This window comes from Streptomyces sp. NPDC127114, from assembly GCF_042677525.1.
In the GTDB taxonomy this organism is placed as follows: domain Bacteria; phylum Actinomycetota; class Actinomycetes; order Streptomycetales; family Streptomycetaceae; genus Streptomyces.
The window spans coordinates 1-17,158 of the sequence record NZ_JBHXTJ010000030.1 but is presented as its reverse complement, the minus strand read 5'-3'; the positions used below and the strand labels follow the sequence as shown (position 1 = coordinate 17,158).

15 protein-coding genes are annotated in these 17,158 nt (G+C 71.5%); 3 read left to right on the top strand and 12 right to left on the bottom strand.

The genetic code is table 11. From position 1 onward, the window contains the following. Window positions 1-124 precede the first annotated feature (124 nt). The 7 genes from ACFVGS_RS26255 to ACFVGS_RS26225 form a co-directional block, all read right to left on the bottom strand. Window positions 125-361, bottom strand: coding sequence for a hypothetical protein (locus ACFVGS_RS26255; protein WP_384422649.1), 237 nt, complete (start codon window positions 359-361; stop codon window positions 125-127). Between the two features lie 143 nt (window positions 362-504). Next, entirely contained in the window at window positions 505-1,332 is an 828-nt protein-coding gene (locus tag ACFVGS_RS26250) for a shikimate dehydrogenase (protein ID WP_384422651.1), read from the bottom strand. Next, a complete protein-coding gene (gene mltG / locus ACFVGS_RS26245; RefSeq protein WP_385693878.1) occupies window positions 1,329-3,065 on the bottom strand; it encodes an endolytic transglycosylase MltG in 1,737 nt (578 codons plus the stop codon). The genes ACFVGS_RS26250 and mltG overlap by 4 nt, the downstream gene beginning before the upstream one ends. 101 nt (window positions 3,066-3,166) lie before the next feature. Beyond that, entirely contained in the window at window positions 3,167-3,631 is a 465-nt protein-coding gene (gene ruvX, locus ACFVGS_RS26240; RefSeq protein WP_356069196.1) for a Holliday junction resolvase RuvX, read from the bottom strand. Further along, on the bottom strand, window positions 3,631-6,300 hold the full coding sequence (gene alaS, locus ACFVGS_RS26235; protein WP_384422657.1) for an alanine--tRNA ligase: 2,670 nt from the start codon (window positions 6,298-6,300) through the stop codon (window positions 3,631-3,633). The genes ruvX and alaS overlap by 1 nt, the downstream gene beginning before the upstream one ends. Then, a complete protein-coding gene (locus ACFVGS_RS26230) occupies window positions 6,300-6,656 on the bottom strand; it encodes a hypothetical protein (RefSeq protein ID WP_384422659.1) in 357 nt (118 codons plus the stop codon). Before ACFVGS_RS26230 ends, alaS begins: the two co-directional genes overlap by 1 nt. A 5-nt stretch (window positions 6,657-6,661) precedes the next feature. Beyond that, the gene (locus ACFVGS_RS26225; protein WP_384422662.1) at window positions 6,662-7,093 is read right to left on the bottom strand and encodes a DUF948 domain-containing protein; all 432 of its coding nucleotides are present in this window, start codon (window positions 7,091-7,093) and stop codon (window positions 6,662-6,664) included. A gap of 175 nt (window positions 7,094-7,268) precedes the next feature. Here ACFVGS_RS26225 and ACFVGS_RS26220 point away from each other — a divergent pair, with 175 nt between their 5' ends. After that, window positions 7,269-9,443 carry an ATP-binding protein gene (locus ACFVGS_RS26220; protein ID WP_385693875.1) on the top strand — a complete coding sequence of 725 codons (2,175 nt, stop codon included), beginning with the start codon at window positions 7,269-7,271 and terminating at the stop codon, window positions 9,441-9,443. Between the two features lie 34 nt (window positions 9,444-9,477). Here ACFVGS_RS26220 and rpsD read toward each other — a convergent pair whose 3' ends face one another. From rpsD to ACFVGS_RS26195, 5 genes are all read right to left on the bottom strand, one after another. Then, on the bottom strand, window positions 9,478-10,092 hold the full coding sequence (rpsD, locus tag ACFVGS_RS26215; protein WP_384422667.1) for a 30S ribosomal protein S4: 615 nt from the start codon (window positions 10,090-10,092) through the stop codon (window positions 9,478-9,480). Between the two features lie 381 nt (window positions 10,093-10,473). Continuing rightward, complete coding sequence (locus ACFVGS_RS26210; RefSeq protein ID WP_384422670.1) at window positions 10,474-11,829, bottom strand: replication-associated recombination protein A; 1,356 nt, start codon at window positions 11,827-11,829, stop codon at window positions 10,474-10,476. Between the two features lie 62 nt (window positions 11,830-11,891). Further along, on the bottom strand, window positions 11,892-12,518 hold the full coding sequence (locus ACFVGS_RS26205) for a vitamin K epoxide reductase family protein (protein WP_384422673.1): 627 nt from the start codon (window positions 12,516-12,518) through the stop codon (window positions 11,892-11,894). Window positions 12,519-12,704: 186 nt separating this feature from the next. Further along, window positions 12,705-13,967, bottom strand: coding sequence for a histidine--tRNA ligase (gene hisS / locus ACFVGS_RS26200; protein ID WP_385693872.1), 1,263 nt, complete (start codon window positions 13,965-13,967; stop codon window positions 12,705-12,707). A gap of 10 nt (window positions 13,968-13,977) precedes the next feature. Continuing rightward, window positions 13,978-14,685 carry an MBL fold metallo-hydrolase gene (locus ACFVGS_RS26195; RefSeq protein WP_384422678.1) on the bottom strand — a complete coding sequence of 236 codons (708 nt, stop codon included), beginning with the start codon at window positions 14,683-14,685 and terminating at the stop codon, window positions 13,978-13,980. A 153-nt stretch (window positions 14,686-14,838) separates the two neighbouring features. Here ACFVGS_RS26195 and ACFVGS_RS26190 point away from each other — a divergent pair, with 153 nt between their 5' ends. Together ACFVGS_RS26190 and ACFVGS_RS26185 are read left to right on the top strand one after the other, a co-directional pair. Further along, on the top strand, window positions 14,839-15,627 hold the full coding sequence (locus tag ACFVGS_RS26190) for a peptidylprolyl isomerase (protein ID WP_384422681.1): 789 nt from the start codon (window positions 14,839-14,841) through the stop codon (window positions 15,625-15,627). A gap of 221 nt (window positions 15,628-15,848) precedes the next feature. After that, window positions 15,849-17,078 (top strand): DUF349 domain-containing protein, encoded by a 1,230-nt coding sequence (locus ACFVGS_RS26185; RefSeq protein WP_384422684.1) that lies wholly within the window; start codon window positions 15,849-15,851, stop codon window positions 17,076-17,078. Window positions 17,079-17,158: the final 80 nt, after the last annotated feature.

The window sequence follows — 17,158 nt, the reverse complement described above, 5'->3', positions numbered from 1 at the left end:
CCTCATGCTCGCGCCTGGGCACTGCGACGGCACGACCTGGGTGCGCGGCCCGGGTCCGCCTCCCCTGATCCTCCCACGTCCGGGCGGTCGATCGATCGCCGGTCCACGGGTCGGGACGCATGTCTCACGTCTCGGGTGACGCCTCCGGCGGTCCGGCAGGCTCCTCGCGCCGCCCCCGCCACCAGTCGCGGACGCGGGTCGCCACCACGTACAGCGCGAATCCGCCCCCGATCACGATCACCGGATAGCGGATCCACTCCGGCAGCGCCGTGAAGGCGACCCGGAAGAGTCCGACCACCAGGCGCGCGAGGTCGTCCGCGACGTCCCACTTGGACGCGAGCAGCTCGCCGCCGCTCTCCATGCTCTTCCCCCCATGTGTCCCTGGACCAGGCGCCCTGAACCGGGCGCCCCTGAACAGGCGTTCCTTATCCCTGTGCCCGTGTCGGCGTGCCCCCGTGTCGGCGTGACCCCGCATCCGCGTGGCCCCGTGACGGTGCCCGCGCGTCAGCGCTCGGCGAGCGCCCGCTCCCCCGCCGCCCGCATCGCCGCGAGCGGGCCCGGCGCGCGGCCGGTCATCTGCTCGACCTGGAGCACCGCCTGGTGGACCAGGAGGTCGAGCCCGCCGACGAGCTTGCCGCCACGGGCCGACCACGCCGCCGCGAGGCGGGTGGGCCAGGGATCGTAGAGGACGTCGAACAGGGTGCCGGGTGCGTCGGGGACGGCCTGGGCGAGCGCGTCCGTGGTCCCGGCCGGAGTGGTGGCGATGACCAGGGGCGCGGCGAACGCCTCCGCCGCCTCGTCCCAGGCGGCGGTGCGCACGTCGACGCCGAGCCGTTCGCCCCAGCCGCGCATCTCCTCGGCACGCGCCTCGCTCCGTACGTACGCGGTGACGGGTCCCGCGCAGACCCGGGCGAGAGCGGCCAGGGCCGAGGAGGCGGTGGCGCCGGCGCCGAGGATCGCGGCGGAGTCCACCTTCTCGACTCCCCGCTCGCGCAGCGCGGCGATCATGCCGGGGATGTCGGTGTTGTCGCCGGTCCGCCGGCCGTCCTCGGTGAACACCACCGTGTTGACCGCCTCGACCGAGGCGGCGGTGTCCGTGATCTCGTCGAGCAGCGGGATGACGGCCCGCTTGAGCGGCATGGTGAGGGACAGACCCGCCCACGAGGCGTCCAGTTCGCCCATGAAGCCGGGCAGCGCGGCCTCGTCCACCTCGAACCGGCCGTAGGACCAGTCGTCGAGGCCGAGCTCCCGGTACGCGGCCCGGTGCAGCACCGGGGAGAGCGAGTGGGCGATGGGCGAGCCGAGCACGGCCGCCCGGTGTCGTGTACTCACTGCCCCGACTTCTCCCGCTCCTTCTCGTACTCCGCGACGTTCTTGTTGTGCTCGGCGATCGTCACGGCGAAGACCGTCTTGTTCTCGTTGATCGACACGAAGTAGTACCACGGGCCGGGCGTGGGGTTCATCGCGGAGTGGAGGGCGTCGAGACCGGGGTTGCTGATCGGACCGGGGATCATGCCCTGGACCCGGTAGGTGTTGTACGGGTCGTCGATCTTGCGGAGGTCCTTGACCTGGCCGACGTCGAGCGTGCTCTCGCCCCGCAGGTAGTTGACCGTGGAGTCGAACTCCAGGCGGCCCACGGTCTCCATGTTGCCGGGCTTGAGCCGGTTGTAGACGACCCGCGCGACCTTGTCGAAGTCGTGCTTGTACTTGCCCTCGACCTGCACGAGGCTCGCGACGGTGACGAGCTCCCACGGTCCCTTGAGGCCGAGTTCCCTCGCCTTCGCGTCGAGGTCGAGCTTGGCGTACTCGCCGTTCGACCGGGAGACCATCTTGCGCAGGACGTCCTCGGGCTTGGTGCCCTTGGCGACCGGATAGGTCGCGGGGAAGAGGAAGCCCTCCAGCGGGTCCTTGACCTCGGGGTGGTTCCTGGCCCAGTCGGGCAGGCCGAGGCTGTTCGCCTGCTTGACGGCGGTGTCCTTGGTGGTGCCCGGCTTGAGGCCCAGGCGCTTGTCGAGCTCGTCGTAGACCCAGGCGTTCCGCTTGCCGGGCGGCAGGACGAAGTTGGCCTTGCTCGCCGGGCTGAGCATCAGCGCGACGGCGCTCTCCGCCGACATCTCCTTCTTCAGCGTGTAGACGCCGGCCTGGATGGTCAGGCCCTTGGGGTTCTTCTGCTGGGCCGAGACGAAGGCGTCGACGCTCTTGACGACACCGGCCTTCTTCAGGATGTTGCCGATGACGTAACCGCCGGCGTCCTGCGGGATCTCGACCTGGACCTCGCCGCTGCCCTCGCCCACGTAGTCGGGCGCCGCGCCGAACTGGCCCTGCCAGAACTTGTAGCCGAAGTAGCCGATGCCGCCGACGCCGCCGACGAGGACCGCGGCCACGACCAGGCAGGCCATGCCGTTCTTGGCCTTGCGGCCCTTGTTGCCGCGGCGCTCGCGGCCGGAGCGGTTGCCACGGCGGCCGCCCGGCTCCTCTTCCTCGTCGTCGTACTCGTCGTAGTCGTCGTCGCGCCCGCCGCCCTCACGACGACTCCGGGAGGCGTCGTCCGAGCCGGTGAAGAAGGGATGGTCCTCCTCCTGCGGCTCCGCCTCCCAGTCGGTCACCGGCTGCGGCGGCACCTGCCGACGACCCGGGGGCTGCGGCGGCGGGTACGCCTCGGGCGTGCCGTAGAGGTCGGGCTGCTGGCCGCCGTACGGATCGGCGGGCGGAGCGTTGTACGACATGGCCGCCTGGCCCGTCTCCCAGTTCCCGTCGTACCGCTGGTCGTACTGCTGCTCGTACTGCTGTGCGGGGTACCCGGGCGTGTCGTAACCGCCCGGGCTCGCGTACTGCTGTCCGCCGTACTGCTGGGCGTCATAGCCCTGCGGCTGCTGGGGGTGCTGCGGATGCTGCTGCTGGTACATGCCGTCGGCATACGCCTGCTGCTGCCCGTAAGCGTCCTGGTGGCCGTACTGCTGCGCCTGCTGCGGGTACTGCTGCTGGCCTTCCCACCCCTGGTCCCCGTACAGCGGGTCCGTGGGGTGCCACGGTTCGGAGCCGTGGCTCCGGCCATACTCAGTCATCGATCCCCAAACAGCCGCGAGGCTTCCGGACGTTCCGCCTCTACGTTGTGCGGCAGCTGTTCGAACACCGCCGCATCGCGCGGAACGTTACCGTATCGCGATCAGATGACCACTTCGACGCCCTCGCCGGGCGGATTACCTGATACCCGTTCGGACTCAAGAGCGTTCTGAAGGATGATCACCGCGGCGGCCTGGTCGATGACCGAGCGGCCCTTCTTCGACTTCACTCCCGAGGCCCGCAGGCCCTGGGTCGCGGTGACCGTGGTCATCCGCTCGTCGACCAGCCTGACCGGGACCGGGGCGATGCCCTTGGCCATCTCGCGGGCGAAGGCGCGGACCTTGGTCGCGGCCGGGCCCTCCCGCCCGCTGAGCGAGCGGGGCAGGCCCACGACGACCTCGATCGGCTCGTACTCCTCGACGATCTGGCGCAGCCGCCGGTGGGCGGCCGGGACGTCACGTCCCGGTACGGTCTCCACCGGCGTGGCCAGGACCCCGTCGGGGTCGCACGAGGCGACCCCGATGCGGGCGTCCCCGACGTCGACGGCGAGTCGTCGTCCTCGTCGCATCAGACCGTTTCCACCACCTGGCGCTCGACGGCCTCGATGGCCTCGCCGACCGCCTGCGGGTTCTGGCCGCCGCCCTGGGCGACGTCCGGCTTGCCGCCACCGCCGCCGCCGAGGGTCTTGGCGGCCGTGCGGACCAGCTCGCCGGCCTTGAGGCCGCGCTCGCGGGCGGCCTCGTTGGTGGCGATGACCGTCAGCGGCTTGCCGTTGGCCGTGGTGAACAGGGCGACGACGGCCGGGCGGTCGGACGGGATGCGGCCGCGGACGTCGAGGACCAGCTTGCGCAGGTCGTCGGCGCCGGTGCCGTCCGGCACCTGGCCGGTGACCAGGGCGACGCCGCGGATGTCGCGGGCGGAGTCGACCAGGCCGGCGGCGGCCTGCAGGACCTTCTCCGCGCGGAACTTCTCGATCTCCTTCTCGGCGTCCTTCAGCTTGCCGAGCATCGTGGAGATCTTCTCCGGCAGCTCCTCCGGGCGGCCCTTGACCAGCTCCTGGAGCTGGGCGACGACCGTGTGCTCGCGGGCGAGGAAGTTGTAGGCGTCGACGCCGACGAGGGCCTCGATGCGGCGCACGCCGGAGCCGATGGAGGACTCGCCGAGCAGCTTCACCAGACCCAGCTGGGCGGTGTTGTGCACGTGCGTGCCGCCGCACAGCTCCTTGGAGAAGTCGCCGATGGTGACGACGCGGACCTGCTCGCCGTACTTCTCGCCGAACTCGGCGATGGCGCCCTGGCGCTTGGCCTCGTCGATCGGCATGACCTCGGCGTGCACGTCGAGCTCGCGCGAGAGCACCTCGTTGATCTTCTGCTCGACGTCCGTGAGGACGGCGCCGGGGACGGCGTTCGGCGAGCCGAAGTCGAAGCGGAAGCGGCCCGGGGAGTTCTCCGAACCGGCCTGGGCGGCGGTCGGGCCGAGGGCGTCGCGCAGCGCCTGGTGGGTGAGGTGGGTGGCGCTGTGGGCACGGGCGATGGCCCGGCGGCGGCGCACGTCGATGGCGGCGTAGGCGGTTGCGCCCACGGTCACCTCGCCGACCTGCACCGAACCCTTGTGCACGGAGACGCCGGGGACCGGCTGCTGCACGTCGCGGATCTCGATGACGGCGCCGGAGTGCAGCCTGATGCGGCCGTGGTCGGCGAGCTGGCCGCCGCCCTCGGCGTAGAACGGGGTGCGGTCGAGGACGACCTCGACGTCGTCGCCCTCGGAGGCGGCGGGCGACGGGACGCCGTTGACCAGCAGGCCGACGACGGTGGTCTCGCCCTCGGTGTTGGTGTAGCCGGTGAACTCGGTGGCGCCGGCGGTGTCGGCGATCTCGCGGTACGAGGTGACGTCGGCGTGGCCGGTCTTCTTGGCCTGGGCGTCGGCCTTGGCGCGCTCCCGCTGCTCCTTCATCAGGCGGCGGAAGCCCTCCTCGTCCACGGTCAGGCCCTGCTCGGCGGCCATCTCGAGGGTGAGGTCGATCGGGAAGCCCCAGGTGTCGTGGAGCAGGAACGCCTTGTCGCCGGCGAGGACCGTGCCGCCGGCGGCCTTGGTCTCGGTCACGGCTGTGTCGAGGATGTTGGTGCCGCCCTTGAGGGCCTTCAGGAACGCGGCTTCCTCGGCGAGGGCGACCGTCTCGATGCGCTTGCGCTCGGTCTCCAGCTCCGGGTACTGCTCGCCCATCGTCGTGATGACGGTGTCGACGAGCTCGCCGACGACCGGGCCGGTGGCGCCGAGCAGGCGCATGTTGCGGACGGCGCGGCGCATGATGCGGCGGAGCACGTAGCCGCGGCCCTCGTTGCCGGGGGTGACGCCGTCGCCGATGAGCATGACGGAGGTGCGCATGTGGTCGGCGACCACGCGCAGCGAGACGTCGCTGTCGTGGGCCTTGCCGTAGGCGACGCCGGTGAGCTCGGTGGCCTTGTCGATGACGACCTTGAGGGTGTCGGTCTCGTACATGTTCTGCACGCCCTGGAGGATCATCGCCAGGCGCTCCATGCCGAGGCCCGTGTCGATGTTCTTGGACGGCAGGTCGCCGAGGATCTCGAAGTCCTCCTTGCCGATGCCCTGGCCTCGCTCGTACTGCATGAAGACGAGGTTCCAGATCTCGACGTAGCGCTCGTCGTTGACGGCGGGGCCGCCCTCGACGCCGAACTCGGGGCCGCGGTCGTAGTTGATCTCGGAGCAGGGGCCGCAGGGGCCGGGGACGCCCATGGACCAGAAGTTGTCCTTCTTGCCGAGGCGCTGGATGCGCTCGGCGGGGACGCCCACGACGTCGCGCCAGATCTGCTCGGCCTCGTCGTCGTCCTGGTAGACGGTGATCCAGAGCTTCTCCGGCTCGAGCCCGTAGCCGCCGTGCTCGACCGAGGAGGTCAGCAGCTCCCAGGCGAGCTTGATGGCGCCTTCCTTGAAGTAGTCGCCGAAGGAGAAGTTGCCGCACATCTGGAAGAACGTGCCGTGGCGGGTGGTCTTGCCGACCTCTTCGATGTCGGGCGTGCGGACGCACTTCTGCACGCTGGCGGCGCGCGGGAAGGGCGGCTTGACCTCACCCAGGAAGTAGGGCTTGAAGGGCACCATGCCGGCGGGGACGAGCAGCAGAGTCGGGTCGTCCGCGATGAGCGACGCCGAAGGGACGACGGTGTGCCCGCGCTCCTCGAAGAAGCTCAGCCAGCGGCGGCGGATTTCAGCCGACTCCATCAGTGGTCCTCATTCCGGTTGTACGTGATCGAATAGGTGGTGTCTGGGGTGGTGCGGCCGCCGAGCTCCGGCTTGCGGCGCGGGGCCGGGAGCTCGCGCTCCTGCTCCGCGGGCGGCGGCGCGTCCAGGCCGAGCGCCTCGCCGAGTTCGGCCTCGCGCTGGAGCATGTTGGCCCGCACGTCGAGGGCGAAGCCGACGGCGCGGTCCTTGATCCGGTGCCCCGCCTCGACGGCCTTGTCGGCCGCCTGCGCGGCGAGGCTTTCCGGGGTCAGCTGCTTGAGCTTGCGGTTGACCTTGGTGGTGGCCCACACGCCGGCGGCCGCGCCCGCGGTGAACCAGAACGTACGGCGGAACATCGTGCTCAGCCCTTCTGCTTCCGGCGTCGCGCGGACGGCACGGTACGACCGACGATCACAGTACGCCGGTCGGACGCGGGCGGCGCGTCCTCACGGCCGCGGCCGAGCGCCCTGCGGACCCCGTAGCCGAAGGCGGCGACCTTGACCAGCGGTCCGCCGAAGGTGGAGGCGACGGTGCCGGCGAGCGCCGAGGCGTTGGAGGTGACCTCCTGGACGTCCGAGGCGATGGAGTCCACCCGGTCGAGCTGGGTCTGCGCGGAGCGCACGGCCTGGGAGGCGTCGGCGAGCAGCGGGACGGCCTGGTCGGTCACGTCCGCGACGAGCTTGGTGGTCGCCTTGAGCGTCTGCGCCAGCCTCACCAGCACCACGGCGAGGAAGGAGACGAGGATCGCCCAGAACACGGCCACCAGGATCCCGGCAACCTCACCACCGGTCACTCTGCACCGCTCTCTGCTGTCGTCGGGCCCCGGACGGTCGTCGGACCCGTGCTGATACGTCCTCCGACCCTATCGCGCCCGGGGTCCCGGGCCGTACCGCATTACCGCTTGCGGGAGGGGAGTTGCGCGGCACCGATTGTACGGAGCGCGTGCGGATGAGTACGCTCCGTGTCCCATGCGACGGAGCAATCTCCCTGCGGAGCTGAACCGGTTCGTGGGCCGGGCCGCCGAGCAGGACCAACTGGTCCGGTTACTCGACGAGTTCCGCATGGTCACGGTCGTCGGAGTGGGCGGGGTGGGCAAGACCCGGCTGGCTCTGCGGGCCGCGGCGGCGCTGCAGAAACGCTACGTCGACGGGGTCAGGCTGGCGGAGCTGGCCGCGCTGCGCGATCCGGGTCTGGTGGCCCACGCGCTGGTCGAGGCGCTGGCTCTGACCGACCACACGGTGCGCTCCCCGCGTGAGGTGCTCCTGGAGCACCTCGCCGAGCGGCGGCTGCTGCTGCTCGTGGTGGACGGTTTCGAGCACCTGGTGGAGGAGTGCGCGGGGCTGCTGCGGGAGCTGCTGCTCGGCTGCCCGGGGCTCACGGTGCTCGCGGCCGGCCGGCGGTCGCTGCGGGTGGACGGCGAGGCGGTGTTCACGCTGGCGCCGATGGACGAGGCGGACGCGATGGAGCTGCTCGCCGGGCGGGCGGCGGAGGCGGGCGTGGTCGCGGGCGGGGACGCGGGCACGCTGCGGGAGCTGTGCCGGCGTCTGGACGGGATTCCGCTGGCGCTCGAACTGGCGGCGGCGCGGCTGCCGCTGCTGACTCCGGCGCAGTTGCTGCGGCGCCTGGAGGACCGGTTCCGGCTGCTCGACGGTGGCCGACGCGGTGCGCTGCCCCGGCACCGGACGCTGCGGACGGCGATCGGCTGGAGCCACGAGCTGTGCACGCCCGAGGAGCGGCTGCTGTGGGCGCGGCTCTCGGTCTTCGCCGGCCCGTTCGACCTGGAGGCGGTGGAGTACGTGTGCGCGGGCGCCGGTCTCTCCGCGGACCGGGTGCTCGACGTGCTCGGCGAGCTCCTGGCGCAGTCGCTGGTGGCCCGCGAGGACACGGCGGCGGGTCCGCGCTTCCGGATGCTGGACACGGTCCGGGCGTACGGGGCCGAGTGGCTGGAGGCGCTGGGCGACACCGAGCGGATGCGCCGCCGGCACCGGGACTGGTACGTGGGGTTCGCCACCTGGTGCGAGCTGGAGTGGTTCAGCCCCCGGCAGGGTGAGGTGGCGGCGGCCACGGACGTGGCGCTGCCGAACCTGCGGGCGGCGCTCGAGCTGTGCCTGGAGTCGGCGGAGGACGCCTCGCTGGCGCGGCACCTGGCGGGGACGCTGTGGTTCTCCTGGGTGGGCTGCGGGCGGCTTTCCGAGGGGCGGCACTGGCTGGACCGGGCGGTCGCCGTGCCCGCGTACGAGCCGGTCGCGCCGCACGAGGAGGCGCGGCTGAAGGCGCTGTGGGTGCTCGGTTACGTCGCGATCCTGCAGGGTGATCCGACGGCGGCGGTGGCGGCGCTGCACGAGTGCGGGGAGCGGGCCCGGGCCACCGGGAACGCGACGGCCGAGGCGTACGCGACGCACCGGATGGGCTGTCTGGCGCTGCTCTCGGACGATCTGCCGCGGGCGGAGGAGCTGATCGGCCGGGCCCTCGACGCGTACCGGGAGATCGGCGAGCTGAACAGCAACGTGCTGATGGGCCAGGTGGAGCTGGCGATGGTGCGGGCCTTTCAGGGCGATCTGGAGGGCGCGGTCGCGCTGTGCGCGGAGGTGCGGGAGGTCTGCGAGGAGCGCGGCGAGCGCTGGACGCGGGCGTACGCGCTCTACGTCCTGGCCTACGCGGCGCTGACGGACGGCGATCCGGTGTCGGCGCGGGAGCTGCTGTCCGAGTGCGTCACGATCAACCACGCCTTCCACGACCTGGTGGGCCTGGTGCTCGCGATCGAGCTGCTGGCCCTCGTGACGGTGGTCGAGGGCGACGCGGAGGAGGCGGCGGTGCTGCAGGGCGCGGCGGTGCCGGTGTGGCGGTCGGTGGGGCTGCCGCTGTTCGGTTCGGCGCACTTCAACGGCTCGCGGGCGCTGTGCGCGCGGCAGGCGGGCGAGGCGCTGGGCGGTGCCGCGTACCAGGCCTGGTACGGCGAGGGCGAGCGGCTGTCCCTCGACGCGGCGGTGGAGCGGGCGCTCGCCGGGCGTGGGGATCCGGCCGGGCGGGGCCGGGCCGGGGCGCGGGCTCCGCGTCCGTTCCGGGCCGGGCCTGCGCCGGTGCCGGAAACGCGGAAGCCCGCCGGCTCCCCCACCGGAAAGGGCGGGGAAGCGGCGGGCTGAACACCGCGGGGGTGGTACTACGGCCTGCCGGAGATCAGCGGGCGTAGTACTCGACGACCAGCTGCTCGTCGCAGATGACCGGGATCTCCTTGCGGTTCGGGTCGCGGTCGAGGCGGAAGGCCAGGGCCTTCAGGTTGACCTGCAGGTAGCGCGGGGTCTCACCCTCGGCGGCGAAGCCACCCTCGCGGGCGACCTGGAAGAGGGTCTTGGCGCGGGACTTCTCGCGGACCATCACGACGTCGTCGGGACGGACGCGGAAGGACGGCTTGTCGACCTTCTGGCCGTTGACCTGGATGTGGCCGTGGACGACCATCTGGCGGGCCTGGTAGATGGTGCGGGCGATGCCCGAACGCAGGACCAGGGCGTCGAGGCGACGCTCGAGCTCGACGACCAGCGCCTCGCCCGTCTTGCCCTCGGCCTTCTTGGCGCGGTCGTAGGCGCGGGCCATCTGGCGCTCGCTGATGTCGTACTGGGCGCGCAGACGCTGCTTCTCGAGCAGACGGACCTTGTAGTCCGAGTTCTGCTTGCGGCCACGGCCGTGCTCGCCCGGCGGGTAGGGGCGGGCCTCGAAGTACTTGACGGCCTTCGGCGTCAGCGCGATGCCGAGAGCACGAGACTTCTTGACCTTGGGACGGGACTGGTTCGGCATGAACCAACCTCTCTAGTGTTTCGAATACGGCTTCACCAGGGTTAGGGAGGTCGCAATCCGCAGCCGGGAAACCCGCCGGGTCCACAGGGGACCTGCCGGGCAGCCGCTCCCAGGTCTGGGCACGTACGTGCAGCACGCGAACGACCCACCGACCGCGCCGGGGTTTCCCGGTGGTGGTGGGTTGCCCGCGACACCTTCGAAGGTGCGCGACGCTCCTGGAGACCAGGCCCGGAGGCCGGGGCTCCGGCTGACTGTCCCGCTCTGGTGATGTCGGCCGAAGCCGGACACGGGACGCAGCACTTCCCACGAGTGTACCGGGTCCGCCGGGACCCTCGTGCACCGAGGCCCTCGGCCCCGGGCCCAGCCCCCTCGTCGGCTCCGTCAGCCGCCCTCGCCCTTCAGGCGCTCGCGCACCTTCTCCACCACGTCCGCGTACCGCGCCTCCGCGCCGTAGCGGGTGGGTTCGTAGTAGCGCTTGCCGTGGACGGGGTCCGGCGCGTACTGCTGGGCCGCGATGGCGCCCGGCACGTCGTGCGGATACACGTAGCCCTGGGCGTGGCCGAGCTTGGCGGCGCCCTTGTAGTGGCCGTCGCGCAGATGGGGCGGGACCGGGCCCGCGAGGCCGGCCCGTACGTCGGCCTGGGCGGCGAAGATCGCGTTCGTCACCGCGTTCGACTTCGGGGCGAGGGCCAGGGCGATCGTGGCGTGGCTCAGGGTCAGCGCGGCCTCGGGGAAGCCGATCATCGCCACGGCCTGGGCGGCGGCCACGGCGAGCGGCAGCGCGTTCGGATCGGCGAGGCCGATGTCCTCGCTGGCCGAGATCATCAGCCGCCGGGCGATGAACCGCGGGTCCTCGCCCGCCTCGATCATCCGGGCCAGGTAGTGCAGCGCCGCGTCCACGTCCGAGCCGCGGATGGACTTGATGAGGGCGCTCGCCACGTCGTAGTGCTGGTCGCCGTCCCGGTCGTACTTCACCGCCGCCCGGTCCACGGTCTCCTCGACCGTCTGCAGGGTGATCTCGGACTCCTGCTTGGCGATGGCGGCACCGGCCGCCGCCTCCAGGGCCGTCAGGGCGCGCCGGGCGTCGCCTCCGGCGATCCGCAGCAGATGGGCCTCGGCGTCCTCGGGCAGGGTCACCGCCCCGCCGAGCCCCCGCTCCTCCGTGAGCGCCCGGCGCATCAGGCCGCGCAGGTCGTCGTCGGTGAGCGGCTCCAGGGTGAGCAGCAGCGAGCGGGAGAGCAGCGGGGAGATCACCGAGAAGTACGGGTTCTCGGTGGTGGCGGCGATCAGCGTCACCCAGCGGTTCTCCACGGCGGGGAGCAGCGAGTCCTGCTGGGCCTTGGAGAAGCGGTGGATCTCGTCGAGGAAGAGGACGGTCTCCTTGCCGAAGCCGCCGACGGCCCGCCGGGCCCCGTCGATGACGGCACGGACCTCCTTGACGCCCGCGGTGATGGCCGACAGCTCCACGAAGCGCTTGTTGGTGGCCTTCGACACCACGTACGCGAGGGTGGTCTTCCCGGTGCCGGGCGGGCCCCAGAGGATCACCGAGGACGCGCCCGCCGGGCCTCCGCTGCCGTCGCCGACCAGCCGCCGCAGCGGCGAGCCCGGCTTCAGCAGATGGCGCTGGCCCACGACCTCGTCGAGGGTGCGCGGACGCATCCGCACGGCGAGCGGGCTGCTGGCCGGGTCCTTCTCCTGGCGCTCTTCGGCGGCTGCGGTAAAGAGGTCGGGCTCCACGGTTATGAAGCCTAAGTCAGAGGACTGACAGTCCGGCCGGCCCGGTCGGCACGGGCCGGACGTCAGCTGGTCCAGAAGTCCCACCAGCGGGTCAGGATCAGCATGCCGATGATGCCGACGTGCAGCACCGGCAGGACCCAGGTGAACTCGTCGAAGAAGGTGCGCAGGCCCGAGGGGGCGGGGATGACGCCGCGGCGCACGTTGTGCGAGGTCGTGTACCAGAACATGACGATGGTGGCGACCCAGGCGAGGCAGCACCACAGGCAGAGCGCGTTGATCTCGTACAGCGACTGGTACATCAGCCACGTGCAGAAGCCGACGCCGAACAGCATGCCGGCGTTGAGGCCGAGCCAGTACCAGCGGCGGTAGCGGGCGCCGGCCAGCAGGCCCACGCCGATCGCGATCACCATGGCGTACGTGACGAGGCCGAGCATCGGGTTGGGGAAGCCGAAGACCGAGGCCTGCTCGCTCTTCATGATGTTCCCGCAGGACACGATCGGGTTCAGGCTGCAGCCGGGGGTGAAGTTCGGGTCCTCGAGCAGCTTGAACTTGTCGATGGTGATGACCCACGCGGCCAGCAGCCCGGCGGCGCCGGTGATCACCAGGAGCCAGGCGAAGCCGCGGCTCGCGCCGATGGCGCGGGGGTCCTCCCGCCCGGCGGTCTCGTTCGCGGCCGCTGCTTTCGTCATGTCGCTGTACTCGCTCTTCGTCGATTCGTCGCTTCCGCTGACCGGGGCACGAACATTCTGCCGCACACGGTGACACGGACGACGTGAGCCGGAGGTAAACGGCAGGGGCCCGGCCCACGCGACGCGCGCGGACCGGGCCCCTGCCCGTACGGGTACTCGTACCCGTCGTGCTCCTACCGGCTTCGCTCAGGCGAGACGCGCCTTCACCGTGTCGACCAGCTCGTCCAGGGCGACCGCCGTCTGCTCGCCGGACTCCATGTCCTTGAGCTGGACGACGCCCTCGGCGAGGTCCCGCTCACCGGCGACGACCGCGAAGCGGGCGCCGGAGCGGTTGGCGTCCTTCATCGAGCCCTTGAGGCCCTTGCCGCCGAAGGAGAAGTCGGCGGCGACGCCCGCCCTGCGCAGCTCGGTGACCTTGCCGAACAGCAGCCGGCGCGCCTCCTCGCCGAGCGCCACCGCGAAGACGCTGGTGGTGGCGGGCAGGTCGAGCTCGACGCCCTCCGCCTCCAGGGCCAGGACCGTGCGGTCCACGCCGAGCGCCCAGCCGACGGACGGCAGCGCGGGGCCGCCGATCATCTCGGACAGACCGTCGTAGCGGCCGCCGCCGCCCACCGCGGACTGCGAGCCCAGGCCGTCGTGGACGAACTCGAAGGTGGTGCGGGTGTAGTAGTCCAGGCCGCGCACCAGCTTCGGGTCGTCCTCGAAGACCACGCCCGCCGCGGTGATCAGCGCGCGCACCTCCTCGTGGTACGCCTTGCACGCGTCGCACAGGTAGTCGCGCAGCAGCGGGGCGTCGGCCAGCTGCTTCTGCACGGACTCGCGCTTGTCGTCGAGGACGCGCAGCGGGTTGATGTCGGCGCGGCGCAGCGTCTCCTCGTCGAGGTCGAGGCCGCGCAGGAAGGTCTGCAGGGCCTCGCGGTAGACGGGGCGGCACTCCTTGTCGCCGAGCGAGTTCAGCAGGATGCGGAAGTTCCGCAGGCCCAGCGAGCGGTAGGCCTCGTCGGCCAGGATGATCAGCTCGGCGTCCAGGGCCGGGTCCTCGGCGCCGATGGCCTCGGCGCCGACCTGCGAGAAGTGCCTGTACCGGCCCTTCTGCGGGCGCTCGTAACGGTAGTAGGAACCCGAGTACCAGAGCTTGACCGGCAGGTTGCCCTGCTTGTGCAGGCTGGCTTCCAGGGCCGCGCGCAGCACGGAGGCGGTGCCCTCGGGACGGAGGGCGAGCTTGCTGCCGCCCTTGGTCTCGAAGGCGTACATCTCCTTGGTCACGATGTCGGTGGACTCGCCGACACCGCGGGCGAACAGGTTGACGTCCTCGAAGCCGGGGGTCTCGACGTAGCCGTAGCCGGCCTTGCGCACCGGCGCGGCGATCGCGTCCCGTACCGCGAGGTACGTCGCCGAGAACGGCGGAATCAGGTCGTACGTGCCCTTGGGGGCTTTGAAGGTGCTCACGTGGATCTCGTCACATTCCTCGTCGGGGAGCGTCCGCGCTCCCGAGGCCGGCTGCCACCTGCCGCAGATACGGGTTGGTGGCGCGCTCCTGGCCGATGGTCGTCTGGGGACCGTGCCCCGACAGCACCACGGTCGAGTTGTCGAGCGGCAGGCACACGCGGGCCAGCGACTGCAGCATCTCGTCCATGTCACCGCCGGGCAGGTCGGTGCGTCCGATGGAGCCGGCGAACAGCAGGTCGCCGGAGAAGAACACGGAGGGGACCTCCGGGGTCTCCGGCGTCCGGAAGGTCACCGACCCCTTGGTATGACCGGGCGCGTGCGCGACGGTGATGTCGAGGCCCGCGAGCTTCAGCTCGGCGCCGTCGGTGAGCTCGTGCACGTCGTCCGGCTCGCCCACGGTCAGCTCGCCCATGAGGGGCATCCCGATGGAGCGGCCGAGGGCCTTCTCCGGGTCGCTCATCATGTACCGGTCGGCGGGGTGGATCCACGCGGGTACGTCATGGGCGCCGCAGACCGGGACGACGGAGGCGACGTGGTCGATGTGGCCATGGGTGAGGACCACGGCGACGGGCTTGAGCCGATGCTTCTTCAGCGTCTCCTCGACTCCCTGGGCGGCCTGGTGGCCCGGGTCGATGATGACGCACTCCTCGCCTGCGGCGGGGGCGACCACGTAGCAGTTGGTGCCCCAGGCCCCGGCGGGGAACCCGGCAATCAGCACGATCGTCCTTATTTGTCGTCCGGCAGTTGGCTGCGGCGGTGCGGAATGCAGCAGATCAGAGCCTACCGGCGCTGCGTATTCCACAGCCAACCCGTATACGGTACGGGCACACCCGGCCAGGACTGAACAGACGATCGACAAGGAGCGGACCCGGTGGTCAGCAGCGATCAGCGGCGGCGGCAGCTCGCCAGGGAGAAGTACGCGCGGCAGCAGCAGCGGCGTGCGGAGGCACAGCGCAAGGCGCGCCGAAACACCGTCATCGCGTCGTCGGTGGCGGTGGTGCTCGCCGCCGGCCTCGCCGTCTGGGCCTCCGTGGCACTGACCGGCGACGACTCCAAGAGCTCGGACAACGTGGCCTCGCAGCCGTCGGAGACGCCCAGCGCGGCGCCGACCGAGGAGAAGAAGCCCGAACCGGCGATGGCGATCGACCAGAAGGCCACGTACACGATGGCCCTCAAGACCAACGTCGGCGACATCACCGTCACGATGGACGCGGCGAAGGCCCCGCACACCGTGAACTCCTTCAAGCACCTCGCCGACAAGAAGTTCTTCGACGGGACCTCGTGCCACCGCCTGACCACTTCGGGGATCTTCGTGCTCCAGTGCGGCGACCCGAAGGGCGACGGCACCGGCGGCCCCGGCTACTCGATCCCGGACGAGAACCTGAACGGCCTCGGCAAGCCCGCCAAGGACGGCATGGTGACGTACCCGAAGGGCACCGTGGCGATGGCCAACGCCGGTGCGAACACCGGCGGCAGCCAGTTCTTCCTCGTGTACAAGGACACCAAGCTCCCGCCGAACTACACCCCCTTCGGCACCTTCGACGCGGACGGTCTCAAGGCCGTCGAGGAGGTCGCGAAGGCCGGTGTCGCGGGCGGTGCGGGCGACGGTGCGCCGCAGAAGAAGGTCACGATCGAGAAGGCCGCCGTCACCAAGAAGTGAGCGGGCGGACCGGGCGACGACGGCCCGGCGACCACACCTGCGCGTGACCGTTGAATTTCGGTCGTGCTGAGTGCGGACAGCCGGGCCGCCGTTCGCCTAGATTGGCGTTGTGCAGCGCAGGCCGTCGGCCGTGCTGTGGAGGGCGGGCGAGACCCGCCGGGAAACCGTGGACGATGCCAGGGGGCGGAGCCCCCGCGACGGCATCATGTTGAGGAGGCGCTGTGAGCAGCGACCCGTGGGGCCGCGTCGACGAGACGGGCACCGTGTACGTGCGTACGGCCGAGGGCGAGAAGGTCGTCGGATCGTGGCAGGCCGGCAGCCCCGAGGAGGCGCTGGCCTACTTCGAGCGCAAGTACGAGGGCCTGGTGGTCGAGATCGGCCTCCTCGAGAAGCGGGTGCGGACCACCGACCTGTCGGCCAAGGACGCCACGACGGCCATCGAGCACCTCCGGCAGCAGGTCGACGAGCACCACGCCGTCGGCGACCTGGCCGCGCTGGCCGCCCGTCTCGACAAGCTGACCGAGACGGTGGAGGCCCGCCGCGAGGAGCGCAAGGCCCAGAAGGCGAAGCAGGCCGACGAGGCGCGCTCCGCCAAGGAGGCCCTGGTCACCGAGGCCGAGGAGCTGGCGCAGAGCGAGCAGTGGCGGGCCGCGGGCGAGCGGCTGCGGGCCCTGGTGGACACCTGGAAGGGCCTGCCGCGACTCGACCGGAAGTCCGACGACGAGCTGTGGCACCGCTTCTCGCACGCCCGCTCGGCGTTCTCCAAGCGTCGCAAGGCCCACTTCGCGGCGCTCGACGCGCAGCGCGAGGATGCCCGCAAGACCAAGGAGAAGCTGGTCGCCGAGGCCGAGGCGCTGTCGAACTCGACGGACTGGGGTGCGACGGCCGCCCGCTACCGCGAGCTGATGGCGGACTGGAAGGCGGCGGGCCGGGCCCAGCGCGAGCACGAGGACGACCTGTGGAACCGCTTCCGCGGCGCCCAGGACGTGTTCTTCGCGGCGCGCGGAGAGGTCTTCGCCGAGCGCGACGCCGAGCAGGTCGAGAACCTCAAGCTGAAGGAGGAGCTCGCGGCCGAGGCGGAGAAGCTGGTGCCGGTGACGGACCTGAAGGCCGCCCGTGCCGCCTTCCGCTCCGTCAACGAGCGCTGGGAGGCCATCGGTCACGTGCCGCGCGACGCCCGCCCGAAGGTCGAGGGCCGGATGCACGCGGTGGAGCGGGCGATCCAGGAGGCCGAGGAGGCCGAGTGGCGCCGCACCAACCCGGAGGCGCGGGCCCGCGCCGCGGGTCTCACGGGCCAGCTCCAGGACGCGGTCGACAAGCTCCAGAAGCAGATCGACGCGGCCCGCGCGGCGGGCAACGACGCCAAGGCCGACAAGCTCGCCAAGGAGCTCGAGGGCCGTCAGGCGCTGCTCGACCAGGCCCTGAAGGGCCTGCAGGAGTTCGGCGGCTGACGCCGTAGCACGGTACGAGAGAGGGGCCCCCGCACGCCGCCTGGGGCCCACACACGAAACGCCCCCGACCCGGGTACGTG